The sequence below is a fragment of the Bacillus sp. FSL K6-1145 genome (genome assembly GCF_038003425.1).
Classification (GTDB): Bacteria; Bacillota; Bacilli; order Bacillales; family Bacillaceae; genus Bacillus; species Bacillus pumilus.
Map to the genome: position 1 here is coordinate 2979743 of NZ_JBBOPC010000001.1, position 24387 is coordinate 3004129.

At 42.0% G+C, this 24387-nt stretch carries 23 protein-coding genes and 1 riboswitch; of the genes, 9 read left to right on the forward strand and 14 right to left on the reverse strand.

Annotated features, from left to right (window positions below):
• Positions 1–194: 194 nt before the first annotated feature.
• Positions 195–1133, forward strand: coding sequence for an iron-hydroxamate ABC transporter substrate-binding protein (locus MHH41_RS15215; protein ID WP_309215937.1), 939 nt, complete (start codon positions 195–197; stop codon positions 1131–1133).
• A gap of 35 nt (positions 1134–1168) precedes the next feature.
• Here MHH41_RS15215 and MHH41_RS15220 read toward each other — a convergent pair whose 3' ends face one another.
• The 3 genes from MHH41_RS15220 to MHH41_RS15230 all read right to left on the reverse strand — a co-directional run bounded on the left by MHH41_RS15220 (position 1169) and on the right by MHH41_RS15230 (position 3723).
• Positions 1169–2575: an amino acid permease gene (locus MHH41_RS15220; protein WP_003212967.1), complete on the reverse strand. Its 1407-nt coding sequence runs from the start codon at positions 2573–2575 to the stop codon at positions 1169–1171.
• A gap of 193 nt (positions 2576–2768) precedes the next feature.
• A riboswitch (Lysine riboswitch) is annotated at positions 2769–2947 on the reverse strand.
• A 121-nt stretch (positions 2948–3068) separates the two neighbouring features.
• On the reverse strand, positions 3069–3212 hold the full coding sequence (gene sspJ, locus MHH41_RS15225) for a small acid-soluble spore protein SspJ (protein WP_003213383.1): 144 nt from the start codon (positions 3210–3212) through the stop codon (positions 3069–3071).
• 82 nt (positions 3213–3294) lie between these two features.
• A complete protein-coding gene (locus tag MHH41_RS15230) occupies positions 3295–3723 on the reverse strand; it encodes a MarR family winged helix-turn-helix transcriptional regulator (protein ID WP_003213061.1) in 429 nt (142 codons plus the stop codon).
• A 171-nt stretch (positions 3724–3894) separates the two neighbouring features.
• Between MHH41_RS15230 and MHH41_RS15235 the strand changes: the two genes are divergently transcribed.
• The 4 genes from MHH41_RS15235 (at position 3895) to modB (ending at position 7954) form a co-directional block, all read left to right on the forward strand.
• Positions 3895–4386, forward strand: coding sequence for a metal-dependent hydrolase (locus tag MHH41_RS15235; RefSeq protein WP_050944121.1), 492 nt, complete (start codon positions 3895–3897; stop codon positions 4384–4386).
• A gap of 124 nt (positions 4387–4510) precedes the next feature.
• Positions 4511–6361: an LTA synthase family protein gene (locus tag MHH41_RS15240; RefSeq protein ID WP_340866524.1), complete on the forward strand. Its 1851-nt coding sequence runs from the start codon at positions 4511–4513 to the stop codon at positions 6359–6361.
• A gap of 151 nt (positions 6362–6512) precedes the next feature.
• Positions 6513–7289, forward strand: a complete 777-nt coding sequence (gene modA, locus MHH41_RS15245; protein ID WP_340866525.1) for a molybdate ABC transporter substrate-binding protein — start codon at positions 6513–6515, stop codon at positions 7287–7289.
• Positions 7289–7954 carry a molybdate ABC transporter permease subunit gene (modB, locus tag MHH41_RS15250; protein WP_212045537.1) on the forward strand — a complete coding sequence of 222 codons (666 nt, stop codon included), beginning with the start codon at positions 7289–7291 and terminating at the stop codon, positions 7952–7954. The genes modA and modB overlap by 1 nt, the downstream gene beginning before the upstream one ends.
• 40 nt (positions 7955–7994) lie before the next feature.
• On the opposite strand, the gene MHH41_RS15255 is transcribed toward modB, so the two are convergent.
• The 7 genes from MHH41_RS15255 to MHH41_RS15285 all read right to left on the reverse strand — a co-directional run bounded on the left by MHH41_RS15255 (position 7995) and on the right by MHH41_RS15285 (position 16279).
• Positions 7995–8840: an aldo/keto reductase gene (locus tag MHH41_RS15255; RefSeq protein ID WP_012011253.1), complete on the reverse strand. Its 846-nt coding sequence runs from the start codon at positions 8838–8840 to the stop codon at positions 7995–7997.
• Between the two features lie 69 nt (positions 8841–8909).
• Positions 8910–9779: an ROK family protein gene (locus MHH41_RS15260; protein ID WP_340866526.1), complete on the reverse strand. Its 870-nt coding sequence runs from the start codon at positions 9777–9779 to the stop codon at positions 8910–8912.
• A gap of 63 nt (positions 9780–9842) precedes the next feature.
• Positions 9843–11858, reverse strand: a complete 2016-nt coding sequence (locus MHH41_RS15265; RefSeq protein WP_003212699.1) for a Na+/H+ antiporter — start codon at positions 11856–11858, stop codon at positions 9843–9845.
• Positions 11859–12180: 322 nt separating this feature from the next.
• Positions 12181–12792 carry a trimeric intracellular cation channel family protein gene (locus tag MHH41_RS15270; protein ID WP_003212961.1) on the reverse strand — a complete coding sequence of 204 codons (612 nt, stop codon included), beginning with the start codon at positions 12790–12792 and terminating at the stop codon, positions 12181–12183.
• Between the two features lie 146 nt (positions 12793–12938).
• The gene (locus MHH41_RS15275) at positions 12939–13352 is read right to left on the reverse strand and encodes a disulfide oxidoreductase (RefSeq protein ID WP_284907332.1); all 414 of its coding nucleotides are present in this window, start codon (positions 13350–13352) and stop codon (positions 12939–12941) included.
• Positions 13349–14035, reverse strand: coding sequence for a DsbA family protein (locus MHH41_RS15280; RefSeq protein ID WP_251190820.1), 687 nt, complete (start codon positions 14033–14035; stop codon positions 13349–13351). Before MHH41_RS15280 ends, MHH41_RS15275 begins: the two co-directional genes overlap by 4 nt.
• A 144-nt stretch (positions 14036–14179) precedes the next feature.
• Positions 14180–16279 carry a heavy metal translocating P-type ATPase gene (locus MHH41_RS15285; protein WP_050944136.1) on the reverse strand — a complete coding sequence of 700 codons (2100 nt, stop codon included), beginning with the start codon at positions 16277–16279 and terminating at the stop codon, positions 14180–14182.
• A 431-nt stretch (positions 16280–16710) separates the two neighbouring features.
• Between MHH41_RS15285 and MHH41_RS15290 the strand changes: the two genes are divergently transcribed.
• Genes MHH41_RS15290 through MHH41_RS15300 form a run of 3 tightly spaced genes read left to right on the forward strand, consistent with a single transcriptional unit; the run spans position 16711 to position 19278 of the window.
• The gene (locus MHH41_RS15290; protein ID WP_095117883.1) at positions 16711–17454 is read left to right on the forward strand and encodes a metal ABC transporter ATP-binding protein; all 744 of its coding nucleotides are present in this window, start codon (positions 16711–16713) and stop codon (positions 17452–17454) included.
• Positions 17454–18326 carry a metal ABC transporter permease gene (locus MHH41_RS15295; RefSeq protein ID WP_003212785.1) on the forward strand — a complete coding sequence of 291 codons (873 nt, stop codon included), beginning with the start codon at positions 17454–17456 and terminating at the stop codon, positions 18324–18326. The genes MHH41_RS15290 and MHH41_RS15295 overlap by 1 nt, the downstream gene beginning before the upstream one ends.
• A gap of 13 nt (positions 18327–18339) precedes the next feature.
• A complete protein-coding gene (locus tag MHH41_RS15300) occupies positions 18340–19278 on the forward strand; it encodes a metal ABC transporter substrate-binding protein (RefSeq protein ID WP_340866527.1) in 939 nt (312 codons plus the stop codon).
• 37 nt (positions 19279–19315) lie between these two features.
• On the opposite strand, the gene MHH41_RS15305 is transcribed toward MHH41_RS15300, so the two are convergent.
• Entirely contained in the window at positions 19316–19864 is a 549-nt protein-coding gene (locus tag MHH41_RS15305; protein ID WP_003213116.1) for a hypothetical protein, read from the reverse strand.
• A gap of 89 nt (positions 19865–19953) precedes the next feature.
• Between MHH41_RS15305 and MHH41_RS15310 the strand changes: the two genes are divergently transcribed.
• A complete protein-coding gene (locus MHH41_RS15310; protein ID WP_003212981.1) occupies positions 19954–20562 on the forward strand; it encodes a TetR/AcrR family transcriptional regulator in 609 nt (202 codons plus the stop codon).
• Between the two features lie 16 nt (positions 20563–20578).
• Here MHH41_RS15310 and MHH41_RS15315 read toward each other — a convergent pair whose 3' ends face one another.
• From MHH41_RS15315 to aspA, 3 genes are all read right to left on the reverse strand, one after another.
• Complete coding sequence (locus tag MHH41_RS15315; protein ID WP_003212842.1) at positions 20579–21511, reverse strand: response regulator; 933 nt, start codon at positions 21509–21511, stop codon at positions 20579–20581.
• Entirely contained in the window at positions 21508–22824 is a 1317-nt protein-coding gene (locus MHH41_RS15320; protein WP_003213283.1) for a sensor histidine kinase, read from the reverse strand. The genes MHH41_RS15315 and MHH41_RS15320 overlap by 4 nt, the downstream gene beginning before the upstream one ends.
• A gap of 116 nt (positions 22825–22940) precedes the next feature.
• Positions 22941–24386 (reverse strand): aspartate ammonia-lyase, encoded by a 1446-nt coding sequence (gene aspA / locus MHH41_RS15325; protein WP_050944151.1) that lies wholly within the window; start codon positions 24384–24386, stop codon positions 22941–22943.
• Between the last annotated feature and the right edge of the window lies 1 nt (position 24387).

A 24387-nucleotide genomic window follows, 5' to 3' on the forward strand; every position in this document is an offset into this window, starting at 1 on the left:
TCTAGTATATCACTTTCTTTTCTTTTTGAAATCATTGTTCTAAACATTTTCTTTATTTTCATCAAAAAACCGTGAGAAATTTACCATTTTTCTTTAGGCCCTAAAATAGCCGATGCATTTTTCATCCCATCATGTTACGATACAATTGAAATTGAGAATCATTATCACAATAAAGTGAATAGGAGAGAATCTTTGTGAAAAACCGATCTGGATTTCTTTTGATATCCTTAGCCATTCTCATGCTTTTTACAGCTGCTTGCGGCAGCACTTCAAATAAAAAATCTGGTGCCAACCAGGATGACACAATCACCTATCAGGATGTAAAAGGTGAAGTCAAACTCCCTAAAGATCCAAAACGAATTGTGCTTCTGGCAGAAAGCTACTACGGTGACCTCGTGACACTTGGCAAGACGCCAATTGCTGCAACGGCACCCATCTTTAAAAACCCTTTCTATAAAGGCAAAACGGATGGTGTCAAAAACCTTGGAACAACCCCTTCTGTCGAAAAGGTCGCCGCTTTGAAGCCAGATATGATTATTGCTTGGGGAGAAGACGAGAAATTTGATCAATACAAAAAAATTGCGCCAACCGTTGCCATTAAATACAATCAATATTCCTTTAAAGATCAACTAAAAGAATTCGGTAAAATGACAGGTACACCGAAAAAAGCAGCAGAATGGATCAAAAAATGGGATACCAAAATAGCTGAGGTAAAGCCTAAAGTAACAAAAGCGGTCGGCAGTAAAACCGTTTCAATCGTGTCACCTTTTGATAAAGGGATCTATATCTTTGGAAACACCTTTGCACGCGGAGGCGAAATTATTTATGATGAGCTGAAATTACGTGCGCCAAAGGCAGTTAAAAAAGATGCCATCGACAGCGGCGTCGGCTATGCAAACATTTCCCTTGAAAAGCTGCCAGAATACGCAGGCGACTATATTTTCACTAGTCCATGGAGCGGGTCAAAAAGTAAAGGAGACCAGGTGTATGAAAGCAGCATTTGGGCATCACTTCCTGCTGTACAAAATAAACACGTATTTGAAATCGACCCTGTCGGTTACTTCTTTAATGACCCAGTTTCATTAGAAGGACAGCTTGAGTTTATTGTGGACCGATTAACATCTGCATCATAAAAAAACGTTTCTCCATATGTGGAGAAACGTTTCCCTTATTCCGTTCCTTTGGCAAATCCTTTTGACATGAATGGATAAAGCAAAATACCTACTAAGAACAGACCGATGCCAAGTCCAAATGTTTTCAAATCAGCTGTTCCTGAAATAATGACCCAAGCGGAATACCCCATCGCAACAAGCGCAATGATTCCGTCTCTTGTTCGCTTCCCTTTTTGAAGATCATACGTGTCACCTTGCATGATGACTTTAAAGCTATAGATCGAAGACACAATATACGGAATGAGATACGCAAGTGTCGCTGATGTCGTTAAAAAGGTAAAAGCTTCATTAATCGTACGAGACATCACTGAGAAAATAAACAGCTGTGACATGATATTTGTAACCGTTAAAGCAACAACAGGACTGCCTTTTTTGTTTGTTTTTGCAAATACTGCCGGGAAATCGCCAGCCTTTGCTGCTTGGTATGGTACTTCTGAACCAAGTAAGATCCAGCCAAGCATCGAGCCAAATAAACAAATAATCGCAAGCAATGCCATCACAATTCCACCAGCCGGTCCAATAATAAGCTGAAGCACGTCTACGAATGGTTTATCTGAGCCTTGCAACTGATCGTGTGGCAGGACGCCCATTGTAATCAAAGTAATAATCATGTAGATAGAAAGTGCAATTAAAAGACCTGTAATCGTTGCACGTTTCACATCGCGCTGCGAGGACGCTCTTCCTGATAAAATGACAGCAGATTCGATGCCAATAAATGCCCATAGAGTGGAAATGGCCGCATGATGAATTTGGCCTCCAAGTCCGAGCATTCCTTCGCCTTCTGCTGCAACTGGGAAGTAATAATGTTCAAATAATGCCGTTTGGAATGCAAATAATCCCGCAACAATAAAAAGGACGAATCCAAGTACCTTTGAAAAGGTCGTAATAAAGTTTAATTTACTTGCAGCACTTAAGCTTGTAATTAAGATCGTATGTGTTCCCCAAAGAAGAATGGTACATACAATAAACGTTGTCAGCTGACCAAGTGTGATCGCTTCTTTACCAAAGGTGAAAATCTCCGTCTTCACTGTGAGAATTGGGAAAAATGTCGTTAAATAACCGGCAAGACTCGTAATAATCGCGACATTACTAATCCAGCTTGCTACCCAATATCCCCAAACCATTGTAAAACCGGCCGCTTTCCCCTTTTTCGGATCGTTAAAAAGTGCTCTTGCATAACTTTGTGGTCCTGCCGTTAGCTGCGGCTTATGAATGGACAAATGCCCAAAAACAAGTGCAATCATCAGCACACCGCCACCTGTGACAAGCCATGCCATCGTCACACCTAAAGGACTCGCATGCTGGGCAAGCGTACTTGGCAGCATAAAGATGCCTGAACCTACCATATTTCCGACGACAAAAGCCGTCAATAACCAAAAACCCCATTTTTTTGTCTGTTCCATTTCCGTACCTCCGTTATATTCACTTCGGACCAGACCCGGCAGTATCTTCATTGATATATTTGTGAAGCAATGACTTGTATTCTTTATGTTCCTCATGGGTCCACTTTCTTAACAGCATACCCTTATCTTCGGTACTCAGAACATAAAAAAAAGCCTGAACAACAGTCCATGCTTTTCAAAACATACACCTTGATCTCCGGATAGCCCTCCACGCTTCAAAGACGTGGCAGTCCTGCATTTATTCAATGCAGACCCAGCATAAAGAAAGTTGGAGCTCTCTCTACACTTCGGCGCTGATGCCTTTTTTCTCATGTTCTTCGATTCCATCTCTCCCATGAGTGACTCATCATCCGCGCAACCTCTACCTCACTGAGACATAGCGTGAGGATTTCTATTCATTTTTACTACACGAAGGTTATCAAACATTCTCATTTCTGTCAAAGGGAAAAACATAGAAAAAGGGCAGAGATCCTTTTCTCTGCCCTATACCTGTTTATTGATCGTTGTTTTTCTTCTTTTGTACAGCTTCCTGAAGCGGATCGCCTGCTAGCTCTTTGCTTGCTTCTTCTAACAGCTGATCTACTTGCTTGTGGTCTTTCTCGCTTTTCGCCTTTTTATCCTTTTGGAAAAATGACATCGCTGTTTCCTCCCTTTTCATAAAATGCGGTTGCCTGTTTAATTTGTGCTACAGTGCGCCGCATTATACAAAGTGGAAAGGCTCAATCATCATGAAAGGTCTGTCTCATTTTTTGCAGATACGTCAAATAGGTCTTTAAGTCTTCCTTTGTGAAGTCTGACATCATATGCTGAATCACCTTTCCGAAAAGACGTGTGTGCTTTTCATAAATCACCTGCCCTTTTTCGGTGGCTTCTAATCGGACGAGCGAGGGGTCGTCTTTGTCCCGTTCTCTCTGAATATAGCCCTGCTCACATAATTTATTGAGTGCAATGGAGGCTGCACCTGGGTTTAAAGAGAGTCTTTGTTTCAGCTCTTCGGCATGTGATACTTTGCCTTGTATCAAAATAGAAAGAGCATATATCTGCGGAGGCGTGATGTCTTTTTCTAACTCAAGTAACTTGCGGTTTAATTTACGGCTGACTTCATAATGTACAAGAACAATTTCTTTTAAAATGTCTGCATTACCCATCCGAATCGCATCCTTATCGTTAGTATCAACATGACTTCCCCCTTATTATAGAATGTTTTTCCAATCAGCCAACCCTTTTGCCCTCTTTTTCTTTAGAAATAAGTCTTGCTGAATGAATTCACCCTTGATATAGTGAGGACTTGAACAAAAAACAGAACAGGAGTACGCATCATGACAGGAAAAACACACATTATGGGCGGAATCGCCGCCTCAACAGCCGTCGCCTACTACTACGGATTCGACCCAGTCATCATGGCTGCAGCTGGATCAGCAGGTGCTTTGATCCCCGATCTTTGCCATACAAAAAGTAAAATCGGTAGAAAATTTCCGCTGCTCTCGGCACTGATCAGCAGCGTATTCGGTCATCGCACGTTCACTCACAGTTTATTATTTCTGCTGATCATTTATTTTCTTGCGACAACATACATTCCAAATGACAGCCTAAGTATCGGTTTACTAGTTGGAATGGCGAGCCATCTTATCCTTGATGCTGGAACAGTGAACGGCATTAAATTTTTATTTCCAGCTTCCATTAAAGTGCGTCTCCCCTTCTATGTCAAAACAGGCAGCACAGGAGAACAAGTCGTACTAGCTGCTCTCACTGTCGTCACCTGCTATTACATCGCCGTCATCTGCGGCATATCTATCCCCATCCAGTTCTAACAGAATAAAAAAGAGTTTTGCGAAAAAGATAAGATATGAATTGATCATTCCTCATTTTTTTAGTAGGTTTAAGATAAGTGTTTTTGCCTTGCAGCTGAATACAGAATGATGAGGAGATACATAAATGAAAGCGTTTTTCAAAAATCACTGGTTTTTAGTGTATTCCATCCTCTTCATGTGGATGAAAACATACATCATTTATCAACTAGGTTTTCACATACGAACGGCCAATCTGTTTCATGAATGGCTGCTTTTGATCAATCCACTTAGCTTTCTACTCCCTTTGTTTGGGATAGCTCTTTTTTTAAATGAAACCAAACAAAAGGTTTTTTTATTGACTGCAAATTTTATTCTTACGGCGATTCTTATATCGAATACGATCTTTTATGGTTTTTACATTGATTTCATTACCATTCCCGTGCTATTCCAAGCGAAGAACATGGGAGATATGGGCAGTAGTATGACGGAATTATTCCACCCGCTCTTTGTGCTGATGCTCGTTGATTTTGTCGTACTTGCTTGGCTGCTCAAGCGCAAACCATTAGCCCCAAAAGCGTCATACAAGACGATCAAAACATATTATGCGATCTGCTGCAGCTTCCTATTGTTTCATGTCAGCTCAGCTATGATGGATCACCCTCGATTTCTGACAAGCTCTTATGATCGTGAAGTCATTGTCAGAAACCTCGGGCTGTTCCAATTCCATCTTTACGACGGTGCTGCCCAAACGGCACGCATTGGACAAAAGGCTTTTGCAGATGAAGATACGCTTTCTACTGTAGCAAACTACACAAAGGCTGATTACAGCGCACCAAACGAAGAGTACTTCGGACTTGCTAAAGGCAAGAACGTTGTGTTCATTTCACTTGAATCGACGCAGCAATTTGTCATGAATCAAAAGGTAAATGGACAATTTATCACTCCCTTTTTAAATCAATTGGCTAAAAAGAGTTTTTATTTTGATGAATTTTATCAGCAGACAGAACAGGGGAAGACGTCCGATTCAGAGTTTATTGTCGCGAATTCCCTCTACCCTTCTAGCAGCGGCGCTGTCTTTTTCACAGCGAGTGATAATGAATATGATACGTTATACAAGCAGTTGAAAAAGGAAAACTATCAATCCGTCCAATTTCATGCGAATAATAAAACGTTTTGGAATCGTGATGTAATGTATAAATCTCTAGGAATTGATCGTTTTTATGATGTCGATTCATATCATGTCAATGAACGGAATTCCACTGGCTGGGGCTTAAAGGATATCGACTTCTTTGATCAATCCATTGATTATTTAAAAAAGTTGAAGCAGCCTTATTACAGTACGTTCATTACTTTGACCAATCATTTTCCATTTGAAATTGACCCGAAGGATCAGTTTATTGATGAATATGATTCGTCCAGTACCATTTTAAACCGCTATGTGACGACCGTCCGCTATCAAGATGAAGCGATTAAGTTGTTTTTTGACCGTATGAAAGAAGAAGGATTGTATGACAATACGATGTTTGTCCTCATGGGTGACCACTATGGCATCTCTGAGGCACATCATGAGGCAATGGCACAGCTGCTCGATCAAGAGGAAATCACACCGTTTGATGCGGTCAAACTGCAGCGTGTTCCGTTTTTGATTTACATTCCTGGTGTCACGGACCAAGCACCGCAGACGATTTCTGAAACAGCTGGTCAAATGGACGTCAAGCCGACACTTCTTCACTTACTAGGGATTGAAACGAAGGATTCCATTCAATTCGGCAATGATTTATTTTCAAATGAACGGACGCCTTTCGCTGTATTGAGAAACGGTAACTTTATTACAGATGATTATCTCTATACAAAGAACACCTGCTATGATCAAAAAACAAAAGAACCCGTGAAGCAGGATGAGGTATGTCAGCCCTATATCGAAAAAGCCAATAAAGAGCTCTCCTTATCAGACAAGGTGATCAATGGGAATTTGCTGCGTTTTTATCAGCAGTAAACAGGATAATACGATCTCCTTAGTCGTCACGCTGAAAGTCGCCATTTGGCGGCTTTTTCTTTTCTCTTTTTATTGAAAGCCTATGAATGCTCAAATAAGTTTGCTTATAATAAAGGGAACTACATGATATTGAATGATAAGAGGTGTGAACATGAAGTATATATTCTTAGCCTTCATCTCCATATGTTTGCTTCTGAGTGGATGCCAAACAGAGATGAAGCCATCTAATTCGAATAAAAAAACAGAGCTTGTAATTTCAGCAGCGGCAAGTCTTCAGGATGCACTAAAGGAAATTGAAGCCTCCTTTCACAAACAGCATCCACATGTGACATTAACGAATAACTTCGGATCATCCGGCGCATTGAAGCAGCAAATCGCTCAAGGAGCAAAAGCGGATCTCTTTTTCTCAGCAGCTGAAGAGCCCTTCAATAAACTTGTTCAATCTGGAGACATTGACCGAGAATATCTCAAGGACGCCATACAAAACGAGCTAGTCCTTATTGTGCCAAAAGATGGCTCTTCCTCTATTAAAAGCTTTCAAGACGTCCAGCACGTAAAAGGAAAGATCGCTCTTGGCACACCTGAATCGGTTCCTGCTGGTACATATGGCAAAGAGATTTTCACAAAACTGAATATATGGGATCAAGTGAAAAAGAATGCTGTCTATGCCAAAGATGTACGGCAAGTTTTAAGCTACGTTGAAACTGGAAATGTCGAAGCAGGTGTTGTGTATAAAACAGACGCCCTCGTTTCTAAAAAAGTAAAGATTGCAGCTGAAGCAAATTCGGACATGCACTCCCCGGTTATATATCCAGTAGGGATTGTCAAAGGGACAAATCATCTTACGGAAGCCAAAGCCTTTTTTCAATTTCTTCAATCTGATAAAGCCACATCCATTTTTAAGAAATACGGCTTTCAAGTGTCGTAATGCCTATGCTGACTGAAGACTTTCTATCACCCATTTGGCTGTCCGTGCAAGTGGCTATCGTCAGCGGGCTGTTGGCCACAGTTTTTGGCACAACAATTGGCTTCTGGATGGCGCGAACAACTTTTAAAGGGAAAATGATTGTGGAAACGCTCCTGATGATGCCGCTCGTTCTCCCGCCAACAGTCGTTGGCTTTTTATTGCTCGTCGTATTCGGAAAGCATAGTGTAATAGGGGGCGCGATTGAATGGATCTTCCATCAGCCGGTCATTTTCACATGGTGGGCGGCGGTTATTGCTTCGACAGTCGTGGCATTCCCGCTCATGTATCAATCAGCAAAGGCGGGCTTTTCTACAATTGAGTCAGATATTGAAGGGGCTGCAAAAGTAGATGGTGCTCATTCATTCCAAGTCTTTGCCTATATTACTGTACCTCTTGCCCTTCCATCCCTCTTGTCAGGCAGCATCCTTAGCTTTGCAAGAGCCCTTGGAGAATTCGGAGCGACCTTAATGTTTGCCGGCAACATCCCAGGAAAAACCCAAACACTCCCAACCGCTATTTATGTGGCGATTGATTCTGGGCGCATGGAGCTTGCTTGGGCGTGGACGATCTGTATTGTGATCTTATCTTTTATTATGCTTTTGGCTGTGCGTAGAAGTAGTACGTAAAAAAATCCCCTTTCTCACGTGAGAAAGAGGATTTTTTCATTTATTCAAACCCAACCGTCATCGTCTCTGGATTCGAGCCGACACGCTCGTTATTGTTTAATGCATCGATTTTTTCCATGTCTTCCTTTGATAATTCGAAATCAAAAATATCTGCATTTTGTTTAATGCGTTCTTCGTTGATTGATTTTGGAATCGTCACGACACCGCTTTGCAGATCCCAGCGCAAGATGACCTGAGCAACAGATTTGTTGTAGCGTGCAGCCATGTCCTTTAATACGTCATGATCTAATAGCTTTCCTTGCATGAGCGGAGACCACGCTTCAATTTGAATGCCTTTTTCTTTTGCGTATTGACGTAGTTCGACAAGTGTCAGTTTCGGATGAAATTCAACTTGGTTCACGGCTGGAACAACCTCAGCATCTTTTAATAGCTCTTCTAAATGCTGAATGTAGAAGTTGCTGACGCCAATGGCTCTCACTTTCCCATCCTTGTAAAGCTTCTCAAGCGCACGCCATGTGTCTTTAAATGTTTCTGCATTTGGGCCAGGCCAATGAATCAAATAGAGATCTAAGTAATCAAGACCTAATCGATTCAAGCTTGCGTCAAATGCAGCCAGCGCTTTGTCATAGCCTTGATCCGTATTCCATACTTTAGACGTAATGAACAAATCTTCTCGTTTCACGCCAGATTCTTTAATTGCTTTGCCTACGCCTGTCTCATTTTTATAAACGGCAGCCGTATCAATACTGCGGTATCCGTTGCGTATGGCTGCTTTTACGGCATCTACCACTTGATTGCCGTCCTCCACTTTGAATACACCTAAACCAAACCAAGGCATTTCCACTCCGTTATTCAGTGTTACGGTATCATTCAAGCTTTTAACCATTTTAACAACCACCTTTTTCATAGATTCCATCTTTTTCATTATCTCACGTTGTCCATTAAAACTCTATTATCAGGCGTTTTTCTTCGCTTCGATGGCTAACAGCAAAGCACCTGTCATGCCGGCCTTGTCTTCAAGTCCAGGAGAGACAATATATGAATCAAGCGGCGGCAGGTCTACATAATCATTGAGATAAGCAGCAAGCTTCTCTCGAATTAGTGGAAACAGTTGTTTTTGCTTCATGACACCCCCGCCCATAATGATGCGCTCTGGGCTTAAAATAAGCGAGTACTGCATCAGCGCCTGCGCCAAATAGTCAGCTTCAAGTGCCCAAACTGATTCTTTCTCCGTAAGCTCTTTAGCAGATTTCCCCCATCTTTTCTCAATCGCTGGTCCAGCTGCCAGTCCTTCTAAACACGTCCCATGCGCTGGGCAGACTCCTTCAAACACGTCTGATTCATGCTGCCTGACAAGGATGTGCCCCATTTCTGGGTGCGAATGACCATGAAGAAGCTCGTTTTTTACAACAGCGCCAGCACCGATACCCGTACCGACCGTGATATACAAACAACTATTCAGCCCTTTGGCTGCTCCTTTTGTTAATTCACCTAAGGCTGCCGCATTTACATCTGTTGTAAAAGATACTGGGACTTCTAATTGCTTCTCTAGCTCTGGGATGAACGGGTAATGCTTCCACTCTACTTTCGGCGTGTTCATGATATAACCGTAAGAAGGGTCGTCCTTTTGGACACAAATCGGTCCAAAGGAGCCGACCCCTAATGCTTCAATGTCATGCTGCTCGAAAAATGGGATGAGCTTTTGTAATGTTTTTTCTGGGTGCTCTGTAGGAATCGTCATTTCTTTGAGAATATCCCCGTGCTCATTGCCGATTGCACAACAAAACTTTGTACCGCCAGCTTCAATTGCTCCATAATACGCCATCATTGATCTCCCCCTGCTTGTTCTCTTTCTTCATCATAAAACATAGGGAAAAAGATGACAACATTACGTATTGGTCAGGAGAACAGCTTCCATATCATTGATATACTCCCTTAGATGATGGGCAATATCACGATTGATTTCACCATTTTCATACAAAGTTTGAATTTCATTTCGAATCGTCTGTACAGCTTGGAAGTTAAGCTCTTTTTTCTTCCGGTCAAACGAACGGTCTTTTTGCTGAAAGAAGCTTGGACCGTGTTCACATCGATAAATGACTTGGTTGTAAAAGCCAATCACTTGGTGACACGTTTGTTTATTTTCATCGGTCATATGCTGTTTGATCGAGTCCACAGCAGCCTCTGCCGTTTTCTTACGGATTTGCTTGTACGAGTCTTCGTTTTCTAAAATACCGCTGGAAACGAGCTGATTCGGTCGCCATAATTGAAGCCACTGAAGCAAGCGCAGGAACTTCACTTTTGAAAAACGAATTTTGAAGGAGTTTGAATACAGCATTTCCAGCTCATGAAATCTCTCCTGTAGCTCATAGGCTTCTTCTTTATCTAATTTCTCTTCATCAATTAATTGCTGAAGCTTCATTTGTTCTGCTTTAATTCCATGCAATCTGATTTTTCGTTCCTGTCTTCTCATCCCGAATTGGTACGGCTCACGCTGGATATTACGCAGCTTCATTCGGTAATCATTAATGAGTGCTAGAGACACTTCCCTGTTGTCTTCATTCATTCCTTCTCTTAAGGTTTTAATGGCACTTCTCAGCAGCTTCCGTTTCGCATGCTGAACCTTTGTATCCAAATCCACGGCGATTTGCTTGTCTTTTTTCTCAGATAAAAGAGGCAATAATACACTAGCTAAAATGAGTGTACATAAAATGACGCCTGCTGCGAGGAAAATAATCAAATGCCGCTCGGGGAATGGTGATCCGTCCGCAAGCGTAAATGGGATTGAGAAGGCACCAGCTAAAGTGACAGCACCACGAACACCAGAGAATGTCATCAGCATCGAAGCACGCAGCTTCGGTTTTTTCACATTCTGCTTTTTCGTTACACTCCAGTTACCTGCCCAGAAGAGCCATACCCATAAGAATCTCAGGATCATGAGACATAGCGTGATGATTAAGATGTAACTGATGACCTGCATATTATTAAACGCTTCATCCTGGAAAATCACTGTCGATACATCAGGAATCTGCAATCCAAGGATAACGAAAACAAGTCCGTTTAAAATAAATAAAATAATATTCCATGTGTTTGATGAAGCAATTTGCAGTTTGGCTAAATTTGCTTCCATTCGATCCTGCTCAATAGCGTGTGTCACACCGCCAGCAACAACCGCTAAAATACCGGATACACCAATTTCTTCAGCTGCTAAATAGATGACAAATGGTGTAAGGATTTGCAGAATGATATGCATCGTGACATCGTCCATTCCTAAACGGCGGAGAAAATAGCGAAAACGAATGATAAAAAAGGATAGAATAAATCCAGTCAATAGACCACCTGCGGCAATCAGGACAAAGCTAAAGGATGCCTCAGCAATTGAAAAAGCGCCAGTTACTGTTGCTGCAATGGCAAATTTAAAGGCGACAAGTCCTGATGCATCGTTCATCAATCCCTCGCCTTCCAGCAGTCTCATGATGCCCTTTGGCATGTTCACACGGCTGGAAAGAGCACTGACTGCTACCACATCTGTCGGTGATAAAATCGCTGCAAGCGCAAATGCGGCTGGAAGTGGTATGCTTGGGATCATCCAATGGATGGTATATCCCGCGACAATGACTGTCGCAAAGACTAACCCTAGGGCTAACAGAAGAATCGGCGCTCTTAATTTCCACAGCTCATCCCTTGGGGTACGCTTCCCGTCATTAAATAACAGCGGCGCAATGAATAAAACGAAGAATAGTTCAGGATTTAAAGAAATATGTAAACCTGAAGGAAAAGCTGCCACCAGTATTCCTAAGCCCACTTGAATTAACGGGACTGGAATAAAGGGGACAAAACGATTGATAATATTAGATGATGCAATGAGTGCAAGTAGTACGAGCACTGCCAAAAAAATCTCCACTAGTACGTGTCCCTCCTATTTTAATTTTTTCGTCAAGTTTTGCTTACATGCAAAGATGTGTTCATTTCGAGTTGATTCATCCGTCCGATCATAGAAGCTTCTTTAGTATTCCGCAAAATGTGAAACCAACACATAACAATCCATCTAGGCAAAAAAAGGCTGAATCCAGATATTCAGCCAGCTGACAAAATTTTCATCATATGTATTGTTCCAATGATGAACAAAAAGACCCTGCTTTTATTTTACACGAAAACTCCATTACCTGCTGACATCCAGCTCGTTTCAAACACAAAAAAAAGAGCGAAATCGCTCTTTTCTCGTTTTACCCTTTATTTAAAAAATAAGACCTAGCGGGAAGCCGCCATTTGAATAGGTAGGAACAAACCCTGCATACGACGAGGATGAGAAACAGCAAATACAAAGCAATCTCTCCTTGTGCTAAACCGAGTCCTACGAGTAAGCCGCCAAGTGCTGCCCAGACTGCGTAAATCTCCGCTTTTAGCACAAGCGGCTTTCGCCCTGCCAATAAATCACGCACAATTCCGCCACCGCTTCCAGTCAGAATGGCTGCCACAATGACCGCACTGAGCGGAAGCTCTCTTTGCACAGCAAATAATGCACCTTGAATCGCAAACGCTGCTAAGCCAATCGCATCCGAGAAATTCCCCCATGTGCTCCAGTGCTTGAGCAAAAGCTTTGGAAAAAGAAACACAATCGTAATGGATACAAGAGCAATGGTAAACATCTTGCCCTGTGACCATAAAGCAGACACCGGAAGACCGATTAATAGATTCCGAATCGCTCCACCGCCAAATGCTGTCACAATCCCTAAAATGTACACACCAAGAATATCGTACTCTTCCTCCATTGCCACTATCGCACCACTAATGGCGAACGCGATAATACCAATGATACTTAAGACTTCCCATGCCATTTTCCGCTTATCTCCTTACATGATCTGATCATCTAACACTACTCCCTTAATGTATATCTGACATAAGCGAAAAGCAATACAAATTTTCTTTAAATTTTATCTTTTTGCAAAAATAAAAAATAGCCCGCTAAAAAGCAGGCTATCTCTCAATCTTCTCTTGCATTTAACAGCAGCATACTGATGATAATCAGAATAAATGCAATAAGTGCTAATAGCGGAATGGTGATAAAACCAAACCAGTTCAAATAATCAACAGAACAAGGAATGCCGCTGAGGCAAGGGCGAATCGACGCAAAGCCTGGGATCTTTTGTTCCATATAATGATAGATGGAAAAGCCAGCACCGATTACAGCTAAAGGCAGTACGTAATACTTCACTTTGACATCACCCCGGAACGTAGCAATTCCAAGTAAAAGCACGAGCGGGTACATGAAAATACGCTGGAACCAGCACATATCGCATGGAATAAACTTTTTGATTTCACTTAAATACAGGCTGCTCATCGTCGCAACGATCGAGACAATCCAAGCACTGTACAAGTAAATAAGCTTATTCTTCATGATTTCTTCCCTTTAAGCTCTTGATCAATTAATTCTTTGATTTCATCATAGTCATAGAAGTTTTGAACTTGTTTATTGTTAATGAAAATCGTTGGTGTTGAATTCACTTTGTATTTGTTCACAAGCTGATCGTCTGTGTTCAACTGCGGCTGATACGTTTTCTTTGATAGGTTATCTTTGAGTTTGTCCGTATTAATTTTTGTTGTCTTTTTCGCTAATTCAGTCAGCTTAGCAGGCGTAACCCATTCTGCTTCACTATCTGGCTGTGCTTGATAGACAGCTTCATGGAATGCCCAGAAGTTTTTTGGATCTTCTTTCCATACTTCTTCAGAAGCTAGTGCTGCTAACACTGCGCCATCTCCATGAACAGGCAGTGGCAAGTTAATAAATGAAAATGATACATCGCCTTTATCTATGTAGTCTGCTTTCAGTTTTGGGAAAATGTCTGTTTCGAATGATTTACATGACGGACATTTGTAGTCCCCAAACTCGACAATTTGCACCGCTGCATCTTTGTCTCCTATGACAGGCTGTCCTTTAATCGAAGGCTTACTGTCAACTGTTTGTGCTTCTTGGCTGTTCTTGTTTCCAATCACAACAAATATACCGATGAGAAGAGCTGCGATGATGGTTAAAATGACAGCAAATTTAATGGATGAAGATTGATTATTTTTCTTACTCACATAAGCACCTACCTTATCTTTTTCATTCCTTTTAAAAAAGAAAAGGGATAATAGCTTAGAAAAATGCCATTATCCAACTTCTTCTATTTTAACAAGAGGGGGTCCATTATGAAAGATGGTATTCATGAAATTTTCCTTACAATTTTATTTCATGACCCTCATCGCATTTAAAACAGCGAGTACGGTGACACCGACATCCGAGAAGACGGCTTCCCACATCGTCGCAATTCCGAATGCTCCGAGTAATAGGAAAACGCCTTTGACACCAAGGGCAAATGCGATATTCTGCCAGACAATCCTTCTTGTTCGTTTTGCGACAGCGATGGCTTCTGCTACCTTTGATGGCTGGTCCGTCATGATGACGATATCAGCCGCTTCGACAGCTGCATCTGAACCAAGCCCGCCCATTGCAATTCCTATGTCCGCTCTTGCTAATACCGGTGTATCATTAATGCCGTCCCCAACAAATAATAGCTTTTCTTGAGGCGCTTTTTTCTGATCAATTTCTTCTAATTTCGTTACTTTGTCTTGCGGTAATAATTCTGCATGTACTTCATCAATGCCAATTTGCTTAGCGACCGCAGTTCCGACTTGCTTAGCATCACCAGTGAGCATGACGGTTTGAATACCAGACGCCTTTAGAGCAGAAACGGCTTCGATTGCATCGTCCTTTAATTCATCTGCGATCAAGATTGATCCGGCAAACTCACCGTTAATTGCCATGTACACAACGGTTCCGCTTCTTTTTTCTTTTTCATACGCAATGTCTTCTCGCTCCATCAAGCGATGATTTCCCGCTAAGACGTGAGATCCGCTGATGGTCGCTTTAATTCCATGTCCCGCGATATCCTCATATGCTTCGATCTGGCTTTCATCAAGCGGTGAGCTATATGCCGCTTTAATCGATTCTGCAATAGGGTGAGAGGAATGGGCTTCTGCTAGTGCTGCAAAAGAAAGCAGCTCTTCTTCTGACCACCTGTCACTGGCTGTGGCAATATTGGTCACTGTAAAGTTTCCTTTTGTAAGCGTGCCCGTCTTATCAAATACCGCATATTTCACAGAATTCAATGCTTCTAAATAGTTACTGCCTTTGACAAGGATGCCTCGTTTAGACGCTGCCCCAATTCCCCCGAAAAATCCTAATGGAATGGATACAACAAGAGCACAAGGACAAGAGATCACGAGAAAGACAAGCGCCCGGTACACCCAGTCAGACAATTGTGCTGATGGAATAAGAAGCGGCGGCACAAAGGCAAGCAATAAGGCGAGCACGACGACAGCCGGTGTATAATATTTTGCAAACTTTGTGATGAAATTTTCTGTCTGTGCTTTTCGGCTGCTTGCATTCTCAACCAAATCTAAAATTTTCGTCACAGCCGATTCGCTTAACTCTTTTTGAACTTCAATTTCAAGTATACCGTTTTGATTCACAAATCCTGCAAGAACTTCTTTTCCCGCTTCTACATCCCGCGGCACCGATTCCCCTGTTAATGCGGATGTATCAACAAGTGAGAAGCCCTCAATAACGAGCCCATCCAGCGGAATTTTTTCACCAGGCTTCACGACAATACGGTCACCGGCTTTTACTTCTTCTGGATTCACTTTTTTCGTTTCATTTCCGACTTTTAGATTCGCGTATTCTGGACGTATATTCATTAATTCACTAATTGAACGTCTTGAACGATTCACTGCCGCCCCTTGGAAGAGCTCTCCAATTTGGTAAAAGAGCATCACTGCCAGTGCCTCTGGATATTGCTGAATCACAAAAGCGCCAACTGTTGCAATGGTCATTAAAAAGTTCTCATCAAATACTTGGCCTCGCACGATATTTTTCAGCGCTTTAAAAACCACATCACCGCCGACTAGTAAATATGCTGCGAAGAACATAAGGAACTTTAATACACCATCTTCAGGTATAAAGAAAGCGGCTGTTCCAATGACTGCACCGCCAATTAATTTCAGCACAATCGTTTTTAAATTTTTTGTCCCATGATCATGATCGTGATGATGTCCTTCTTCTTTCGGTGATACACTCACATGAGGTTCAATGGACTGAACAGTTTTTTCAATACGCTTTGTCATCGTTTCTTGCTTATCTGCATGCGTCACAGTCAAGGTGCCTGTCGCAAAGTTAACAGAGCAAGCTTCCACTCCATCCATTTTGCTGACTCCTGTTTCTATTTTCCGTGCACAGTTGCCGCAATCAAGACCGCTTAATACGTATTCATCCTTCATCTTTTTCATGTTCTCACCTTTTTCTATATGATAAGTAACGTTCCCTGGATCGATTCAACCTATTAAAAATTAAAAACTTTATATATGAGCATATATTCATATATTGGATTACCCTTATTATATGAGGATTTCTTATCTTCTGTCAATCATTTATGAAGAAATAATTGGTTTTTTGTGTCCCATTCTGTCACACGGATTTTCAATAAACCAAGCTCATGTCCCCCGCTCACCACATAACATAAAAACGATCGTTTGATCTCTGACAGAATAAGTGCAGTTTTTTCTCTTTACAAAAGAAGGACAGACGCTTAGAATGAAATAAAAGTTTCCTCAAGGAAACAAATTAGCGTTAGAGAATCATTTCATCCTTTAGTCAAAATTATTTAATGTATGCATATATCTTTAGGAAGTGCAATGATGATCGAAAGGGGCCGCAAGAGATGCCAAATGCTTTAACAATCGACCGTCTTCATGTCTCATATCACGGGCAGGATGCTTTAGAGAACATCTCTCTTTCCATACAGGAAGGAACGATGACAGGAATCATAGGTCCAAATGGTGCCGGTAAATCGACTTTACTCAAGGCATGTTTGGATTTAATTGAAAAAGACCAAGGGGATATTCGCTTTTTTGAACAGCCCTTTAAACAAGTTAGAAAACAGATCGCCTATGTACCTCAGAGAAATGATCTAGACTGGACGTTTCCTATTCATGTGCTGGATACCGTCCTACTTGGAACATATCCGAAGCTTGGCCTGATCAAACGTCCGAAAAAAGAAGACCGGGCATATGCATACCACTGTTTAGAAAAAGTCGGCATGCAGGACTTTGCCAAAAGACAAATTGGTGAGTTATCCGGCGGTCAGCAGCAGCGTGTCTTCCTTGCAAGAGCACTTGCGCAAAACGCACAGCTCTTCTGTTTGGATGAACCATTTGTTGGAATTGATATGGCAAGTGAAGAAACAATGGTTCGCATTTTGAAGGAATTACGTGATGAAGGAAAAACCATTTTGGTGGTCCATCATGATTTAAGTAAAGCCGGTGATTACTTCAGCCATCTCGTTTTGTTAAATAAAAAACTCATCAAAGCTGGACCTGTACACGACATCCTTCGCCCAGAGGTCATGCTGGAGGCATATGAAACGCAGCTACCATTCTTAAAATCAGCAGGAGGAGACGTGTAATGGAATTTTTAACCGGACTCTTTGAATATGCGTTTTTACAAAAAGCATTATTTACATCCGTGATGGTAGGCATTATTTGCGGGGTCATTGGCTGCTTTATTATTTTACGGGGCATGGCCTTGATGGGAGACGCCATATCGCATGCTGTGCTGCCAGGTGTCGCCATCTCTTATATGCTGGGAATTAACTTTTTCTTCGGAGCCGTCTTAACTGGCGTATTAACAGCGATTGGGATCGGATATGTGAGTCAAAACAGCCGCATTAAAAATGACTCTGCGATTGGCATTGTCTTCACCGCTTTTTTCTCAATCGGGATCATCTTGATCACATTTTTGAAAAGTTCCAGTGATTTATATCATATCTTGTTTGGAAACGTTCTAGCTGTTCGATCATCTGATATGTGGATTACGCTTGGCATCGGCATTTTTATCCTGCTGGCCGTCATCATTTTCTACAAAGAATTGCTCATTAGTTCATTTGATCCGGTGATTTCTTCGGTTTACGGTTTACCGAATCGAATGATCCATTATTTTCTCATGACCTTGTTGACCCTTGTGACCGTTGCTTCACTACAAACTGTTGGGATTATTCTTGTCGTTGCCATGCTTATTACGCCGGCAGCCACTGCGTATCTCTTAACAGACCGGCTATGGATTATGATTTATTTATCTGCATTTTTCGGGGCAGTTTCTGCCGTTGCCGGTCTTGGGCTTAGTTTTACGTATAACTTGTCGTCTGGCGCTTCTATCGTGCTAGTTGCGACCATTTTATTCGGGAGTGCCTTTATCCTTTCACCAAAGCAAGGAATTCTATGGAGATCATTAAGATCTAAACGAAAACGAACGCAGCTAAAAAAGGAAGCGTCTATGTAAAAGGAGGACATACATGAAGAAGGTATTTGCAATCCGTTTGACCGCAGTATTCATTGCCCTTATGGTCATCACAGGCTGTTCTACAAAACAAAATAATTCCGGCAAAGATGACGGCACATTAAAAGTCGTCACGACCTACTCCATTCTTTATGACATTGTGAAGGAAGTAGGCGGAGAGCACGTCTCTATTCACAGCATTGTTCCCATTGGTACAGACCCACATGAATTTGATCCACTGCCAAAGGATGTTCAGCATACAACGGATGCAGACCTTGTTCTATATAATGGCTTAAACCTTGAAACAGGAAATGGCTGGTTTCAAAAGCTGCTCGAATCGAGTGGCAAGGACGGGGATGATGCACCTGTAGCCGAAATGAGTAAAGGCGTCAAAGTAAAACATTTATCTTCAAAAGGCCTCGAAAGCCAGCAGGACCCACATGCTTGGCTAAATGTCGAAAATGGGATTCTGTATGCTAAAAATGCCAGAGATGCACTTATTAAAGCGGACCCTGAGCATCAAGAGGATTACGAAAAAAATGCAGAAGACTATACCAAAAAGCTTCAAGCGCTTCATGATGAAGCAAAAGACAAGTTCGACCAGCTGCCGAAAGACAAAAAGCGTCTTGTGACAAGTGAGGGAGCCTTCAAGTATTTTGCAGATGCCTATGGACTAGAGGCAGGCTACATTTGGGAGATCAACACAGAGAATGAAGGAACACCTGGACAAATGAAGCGCATCATTCATTTCGTCAAAGATCATCAAGTGCCTGCGCTCTTTCTTGAAACAAGTGTCGATCCACGCAGCCTTGAAAGCCTATCTGAAGAAACTGGTGTTCCGATTAAAGGAAAAGTATTTACTGACTCCATTGGAAAGAAAGGTGAGGATGGGGACAGCTACTATAAGATGATGAAATGGAATATTGACACCATTTACAAAGGGCTTTCATCATAAGAAAAGACAGGCGGAGTGAGTTCGCCTGTCTTTTTTATTAGCTGGCTATATTTTGCGGGTGTTTTTTCGGCCAGATCACATAGCTGATGCTAATGACGAAATCAATGGCTAAGACCATTCCCCATACTCTCGCTAGCTGCATCAGTGCTTCCGTTCGTTCTGGTGCTTGGATGAGATAAGATAACCCAAATAGTAGACCGGCTCCGATGACATAAGAGACGAGATGCCGCGTCCAGCCGACTATTTCATATACAGACCGTTCCTTCCCGTACTTTGGTCTTCCCTTCGGCTTAGGGCCTCCTGCAAATCGATAAGCAAACCGGACATCTGCCCATTTCACCATTTGATGTCCAAAAGCAAGACTCACCCCAATATAAACAGCTGCGAGCCCGTGAATGACACTCGCCACAGCCCCCTCTCTTAAATCCATATAAGTCGCTGCAAGAAGTATGAGATCCAAAATCGGTGTACAAATGAGGAAGAAGGCGCCCCACTTTTTCTGTCTAAACACATAACGAAGTGTTAACCCCACCAGAATAAACAGCCAAAAGCCAATTTCACATGCCACAATCAATAACCCGATCAATATTCACCACATCCTTTTTAATACGATTGTATTAAATAAAAAATAACACAACTGTGTTAAAAAAACAATAGCTGTGCTAAAATCAATGTATGCCAAAAATCGTCGATCACTATAAACAAAAACAAAAAGTCGCTCAAGCTGCCATGAGAGTGATTAAACAGGATGGATTGGAAAACGCTTCTGTACGAAAAGTAGCGGTAGAAGCTGGTATTTCAGCGGGCTCTATGCGTCATTATTTCTCCACACAGCAGGAGCTATTTCTTTTCTCTATGACATTGATTCAGGAAAGAGTCAAAGAGCGGATGACAGGACTTCAGCTGAACGGTTCAACGGAAGAAAATGTCTTCGCGTTATTGGAGCAGGTTCTCCCACTTGATGAAGAACGAAGATTTGAAATGGAGGTGTGGCAGGCTTTTACAGTCAAGTCGATGACTGAACCTGATTTACAGCCGCTCAATGCAAAGATGTATGACGAGCTTTTCCAAATGACCCAATATTGTTTAATGAAATTAAAAGAGGATGGGCTCTTGCTTGATCATATCGATCTTTTAGTCGAAACTGAGCGGCTTTATGCGGTCATCAATGGGCTTGCATTGAATGGAATCTTGCAGCCTCATCGCTTACCGCCTCAGCTCATACGCTCCGTACTGCAGATGCACCTGCAATCCATCACCAAAAAAGACATGTCTCCCTCATGAGGGAGCATGTCTTTTTTTAATCTTCCATAAAAATACGTTTTGCTTCGTAGTAGAGTACCTGCACAAATTTCTTCACATTGATACGGGTATGTTCTTCTCTACCGCTCGTCTCTTTTGTTAATTCACTCATTTTCTTTCGCACGATGGTGAAATCAAAGAATTTAGAAGCGTAATTTTCAAAGGTCGGATGAGAAAAATCAGTTAACCCAAGTGAAGCGATGTGTTTCAAGGATTGGTTGATCGCACGCCTCACCCGCTGTTCCGCTGCTTTCGCTTCTCTTGCAATGTCTGCCGATGTGTAAGGCTCATTTAATTTATCCTCGGTGACACCCGTGAAAATGACCTTTAAAGAAGGAAATGAATCATGATGTTCGGTATGTAGCGCTAAATACTGATCTGTGAAGAGGATCATATCTAATAAATCTTTAGATCCCTTTTCGCCCACAATTCCAAGCTCTGCAAGCAAGAACTGGCCTGCCTCTGCAAGACTTTTCCCACGCTGCTTCGTTTTCGTCTGACCGCGCTGCTGAAACTGCATGACGGATTTGAGTGAGTGCTGAATATTTTCAATTGAATGCTCTAAATGAAGCCGCTCAATCATGAGGTGGAGCACACTTAAGACCTCTACACGATTGATTGGCTTTGTCACATAATACTCGACACCAAGCGTATACGCCTGGCCGATTAATTCCTTTGTTTCTACCTGTGACAGCATTAAGTATTTGCCATGAAACTCATCCTTAATGGCTCGAATCGTTTCAAGTCCGTCTCGTTCCGGCATCAATAGATCAATACATAAGATATCAATGTGCAAATCATTTAAGTAGCTTGCCGTTAACTCTGCGCCATCCTCTGCTTCTCCCGCGACGAAGCCAAGCTCTTCATCTTCAATGAGCTGAGCGAGTGAAGAACGCACGGCTTCATCATCATCCACAATAAAAAATCTCATCTCCCAATCCCCTCTTTTCTACTAACTTGATCCATTGGTATCGTTAACGTGAAAGTCGTTTGTTTATTTGGGATACTCTTCATCTCAACACTTCCGCCAAGCTTCTCCGCTGTATCCTTTACATAGGAAAGACCGATACCGCTTGATGGATTCCCAGCCTGATCGTATTTTAAAGTAAAACCGGGTTTAAAAATCACATGATGATTACGCTCTTTAATGCCAGGCCCGTTGTCACTAATTTGAAAGATCACATGGCTCTCTTTCTGGGAAATAGAGAGTGACACCTCTCCATCCACCGGAATGGCTTCGACAGCATTGGAAACGATATTATTTAACAAAGATAGAATGGTATACACGTGATAGACGGGATGCTGCCCATCTTCATCATAATGAAAGACAATGTTTTTTTTAAGAGATTCTGCGTAATTTTCATGAATACGAATCACGAGCCCAGCAATATGCGCAGGACTTGCATACGCCTGAAAATTTTCTTCATGAATCAGCTTTGATAATGCAGAAAAAATCCGCTGGTTATCCTTTTTGATCTCATGCACCTCTCCTGCGATTTGCAGGGCTGTTTTTCCGAGCTTTTTCAAATCCAATGACTCTGCATCCTTTGCGTGATGCAGGGATTGATACAATTGATAGGATGTCGCTGTAATGTGCTCAGCATGTGCAAGTGTTTTATGAAAGTATGTAGATTCCGTGTAAAGATTAGACAGGAGCATGAGCAGATGTTCCTTTTCCTTTTTCATCTGACGCTCTCTCGCCTGCTCTTCATATAATCGAATCATTGTATAACAAGCCAACACGAAAAAGCTTCTGAAAATCGCCAACACGAAAAGTTGAAACAGCGTCCGCATCGTTAAAATTTCATCGATGGTGCCACGAAGTGCAATCATTTCAACAACGCTCGCGCATAGCTCCATGATGATACCTGTCGCTCCAATCAGCCAAGGCTGATCGCGGAAACGTCTGACCTTTAATAAATAAAAGAGCGTGCCGTAGACGACGTAATAAAGCAGGGAAGGAAATCTTAAAGAAATCGCCTCTTCCAGCGGAAGATGACCTGTGACGGCTGTATCAAGAAGCACGCGAAACGCAAAAACAGAAACCCCTGCAATGATACCGCTTGCCCATGCTGGGAATTTTTTCATTTGGAGTAGGATAAAGAAAAAGACAACGGTTCCAAAGCTGACCCGAAAGCTGTCCTCAAATGGATAAAATTTAAACTCTCCGCCAATCGGTGTCAGTACAATGAGCATCACAATTAAATAAGGCTCTGTATTTAGCCATTTTTTCAGTAGATTCAAACGCAGTCACATCCCTAATAATTGACGATAGTATACTATGTGGACTTGAGAAAAACAAACATCCATGAAAAAGCGCACACCGGAACTTTGTCGGTGTGCGCTTCTCATGATGCTGCTTAATCTTCTAAACGATCCTTTTCTAAAAGTGATGCGCCAGCAATACCTGGTTTAGTCATTTCAAAAGGATTCAAGATGACATCAAGCTCTTCCTCTGATAAAACATCATTTTGCAGACAAAGCTCACGTACAGATACGCCTGTAAGAATCGCTTCTCTGGCAATTCGTGCAGCAGCTTCATAACCAATATGCGGATTCACCGCTGTCATGACACCAGCACTTTTTTCTACATATTCTTTTAATCTAGATTCATCTGCTTTTAGGTCACGCAAGCAGTTGTCTACGAAGGACTCAAAGACATTTTTCATGATGCTGAGAGATTGAAGCAAGTTGAACACAAGGACTGGTTCCATCACGTTCAGCTCAAGCTGACCAGCCTCTGATGCAAGACAGATCGTGTGGTCATTTCCGATGACTTGGAATGCTACTTGGTTCATGACCTCTGGCATCACTGGGTTGACTTTCCCTGGCATGATGGATGAACCTGGCTGTCTTGGTGGCAAGTGAAGCTCACCAAAGCCTGCTCTTGGACCTGATGCCATCAAGCGAATATCGTTCGCCATTTTAGACATATTCATCATACATACTTTCAGTGCAGCTGATACTTCTGTATAAGCATCCGTATTTTGCGTGGCATCGACTAAGTCTTCAGCTCCAACTAACGGTAATCCGCTAATGTCAGATAGATAGCCAACCACTTGGCGAATATATTTAGGATCAGCATTTAAGCCCGTTCCGACTGCTGTTGCACCCATATTGACTTCATATAAATGCTGTTTAGACTGCTTGATACGTTTAATATCACGAGCAAGAACCTTTGCATAAGCACTAAACTCTTGACCAAGTCTGATTGGAACAGCGTCCTGAAGATGCGTACGTCCCATTTTGATGACATGATCGAATTCTTGCGCTTTTTCTGTCATAACTTGATGCATGTTTTCCATCGTATAAAGTAGTTTTTCAATCATATTCAATGTTGAAATATGAATCGCTGTTGGGAAAACGTCGTTTGTTGACTGCGACATGTTCACATGCGTGTTTGGACTTAGCTCAGTATAAGCGCCTTTTTCCTTTCCTAGTAGTTCAAGCGCTCTGTTTGCAATGACTTCATTGGCATTCATATTCATTGAAGTGCCAGCCCCGCCTTGAATTGGATCGACAATAAATTGATTGTTCCATTTTCCTTCAATAACCTCATCTGCGGCTTGAACAATTTTTTCTCCAAGACCAGAATATAGTCGCTTTGTATCCATATTTGCAAGTGCGGCTGCCTTTTTGACAATCCCTAATGCTTTGATGAGTTCCTCATGAACATGGTAGCCAGTAATTGGAAAGTTCTCTACTGCACGTAATGTTTGAATTCCATAATACGCTTGAGTGTCTACTTCCTTTTCACCTAGAAAGTCTCGTTCGATTCGAACTTGCTTGTCCTGTAGCTTCGTCATT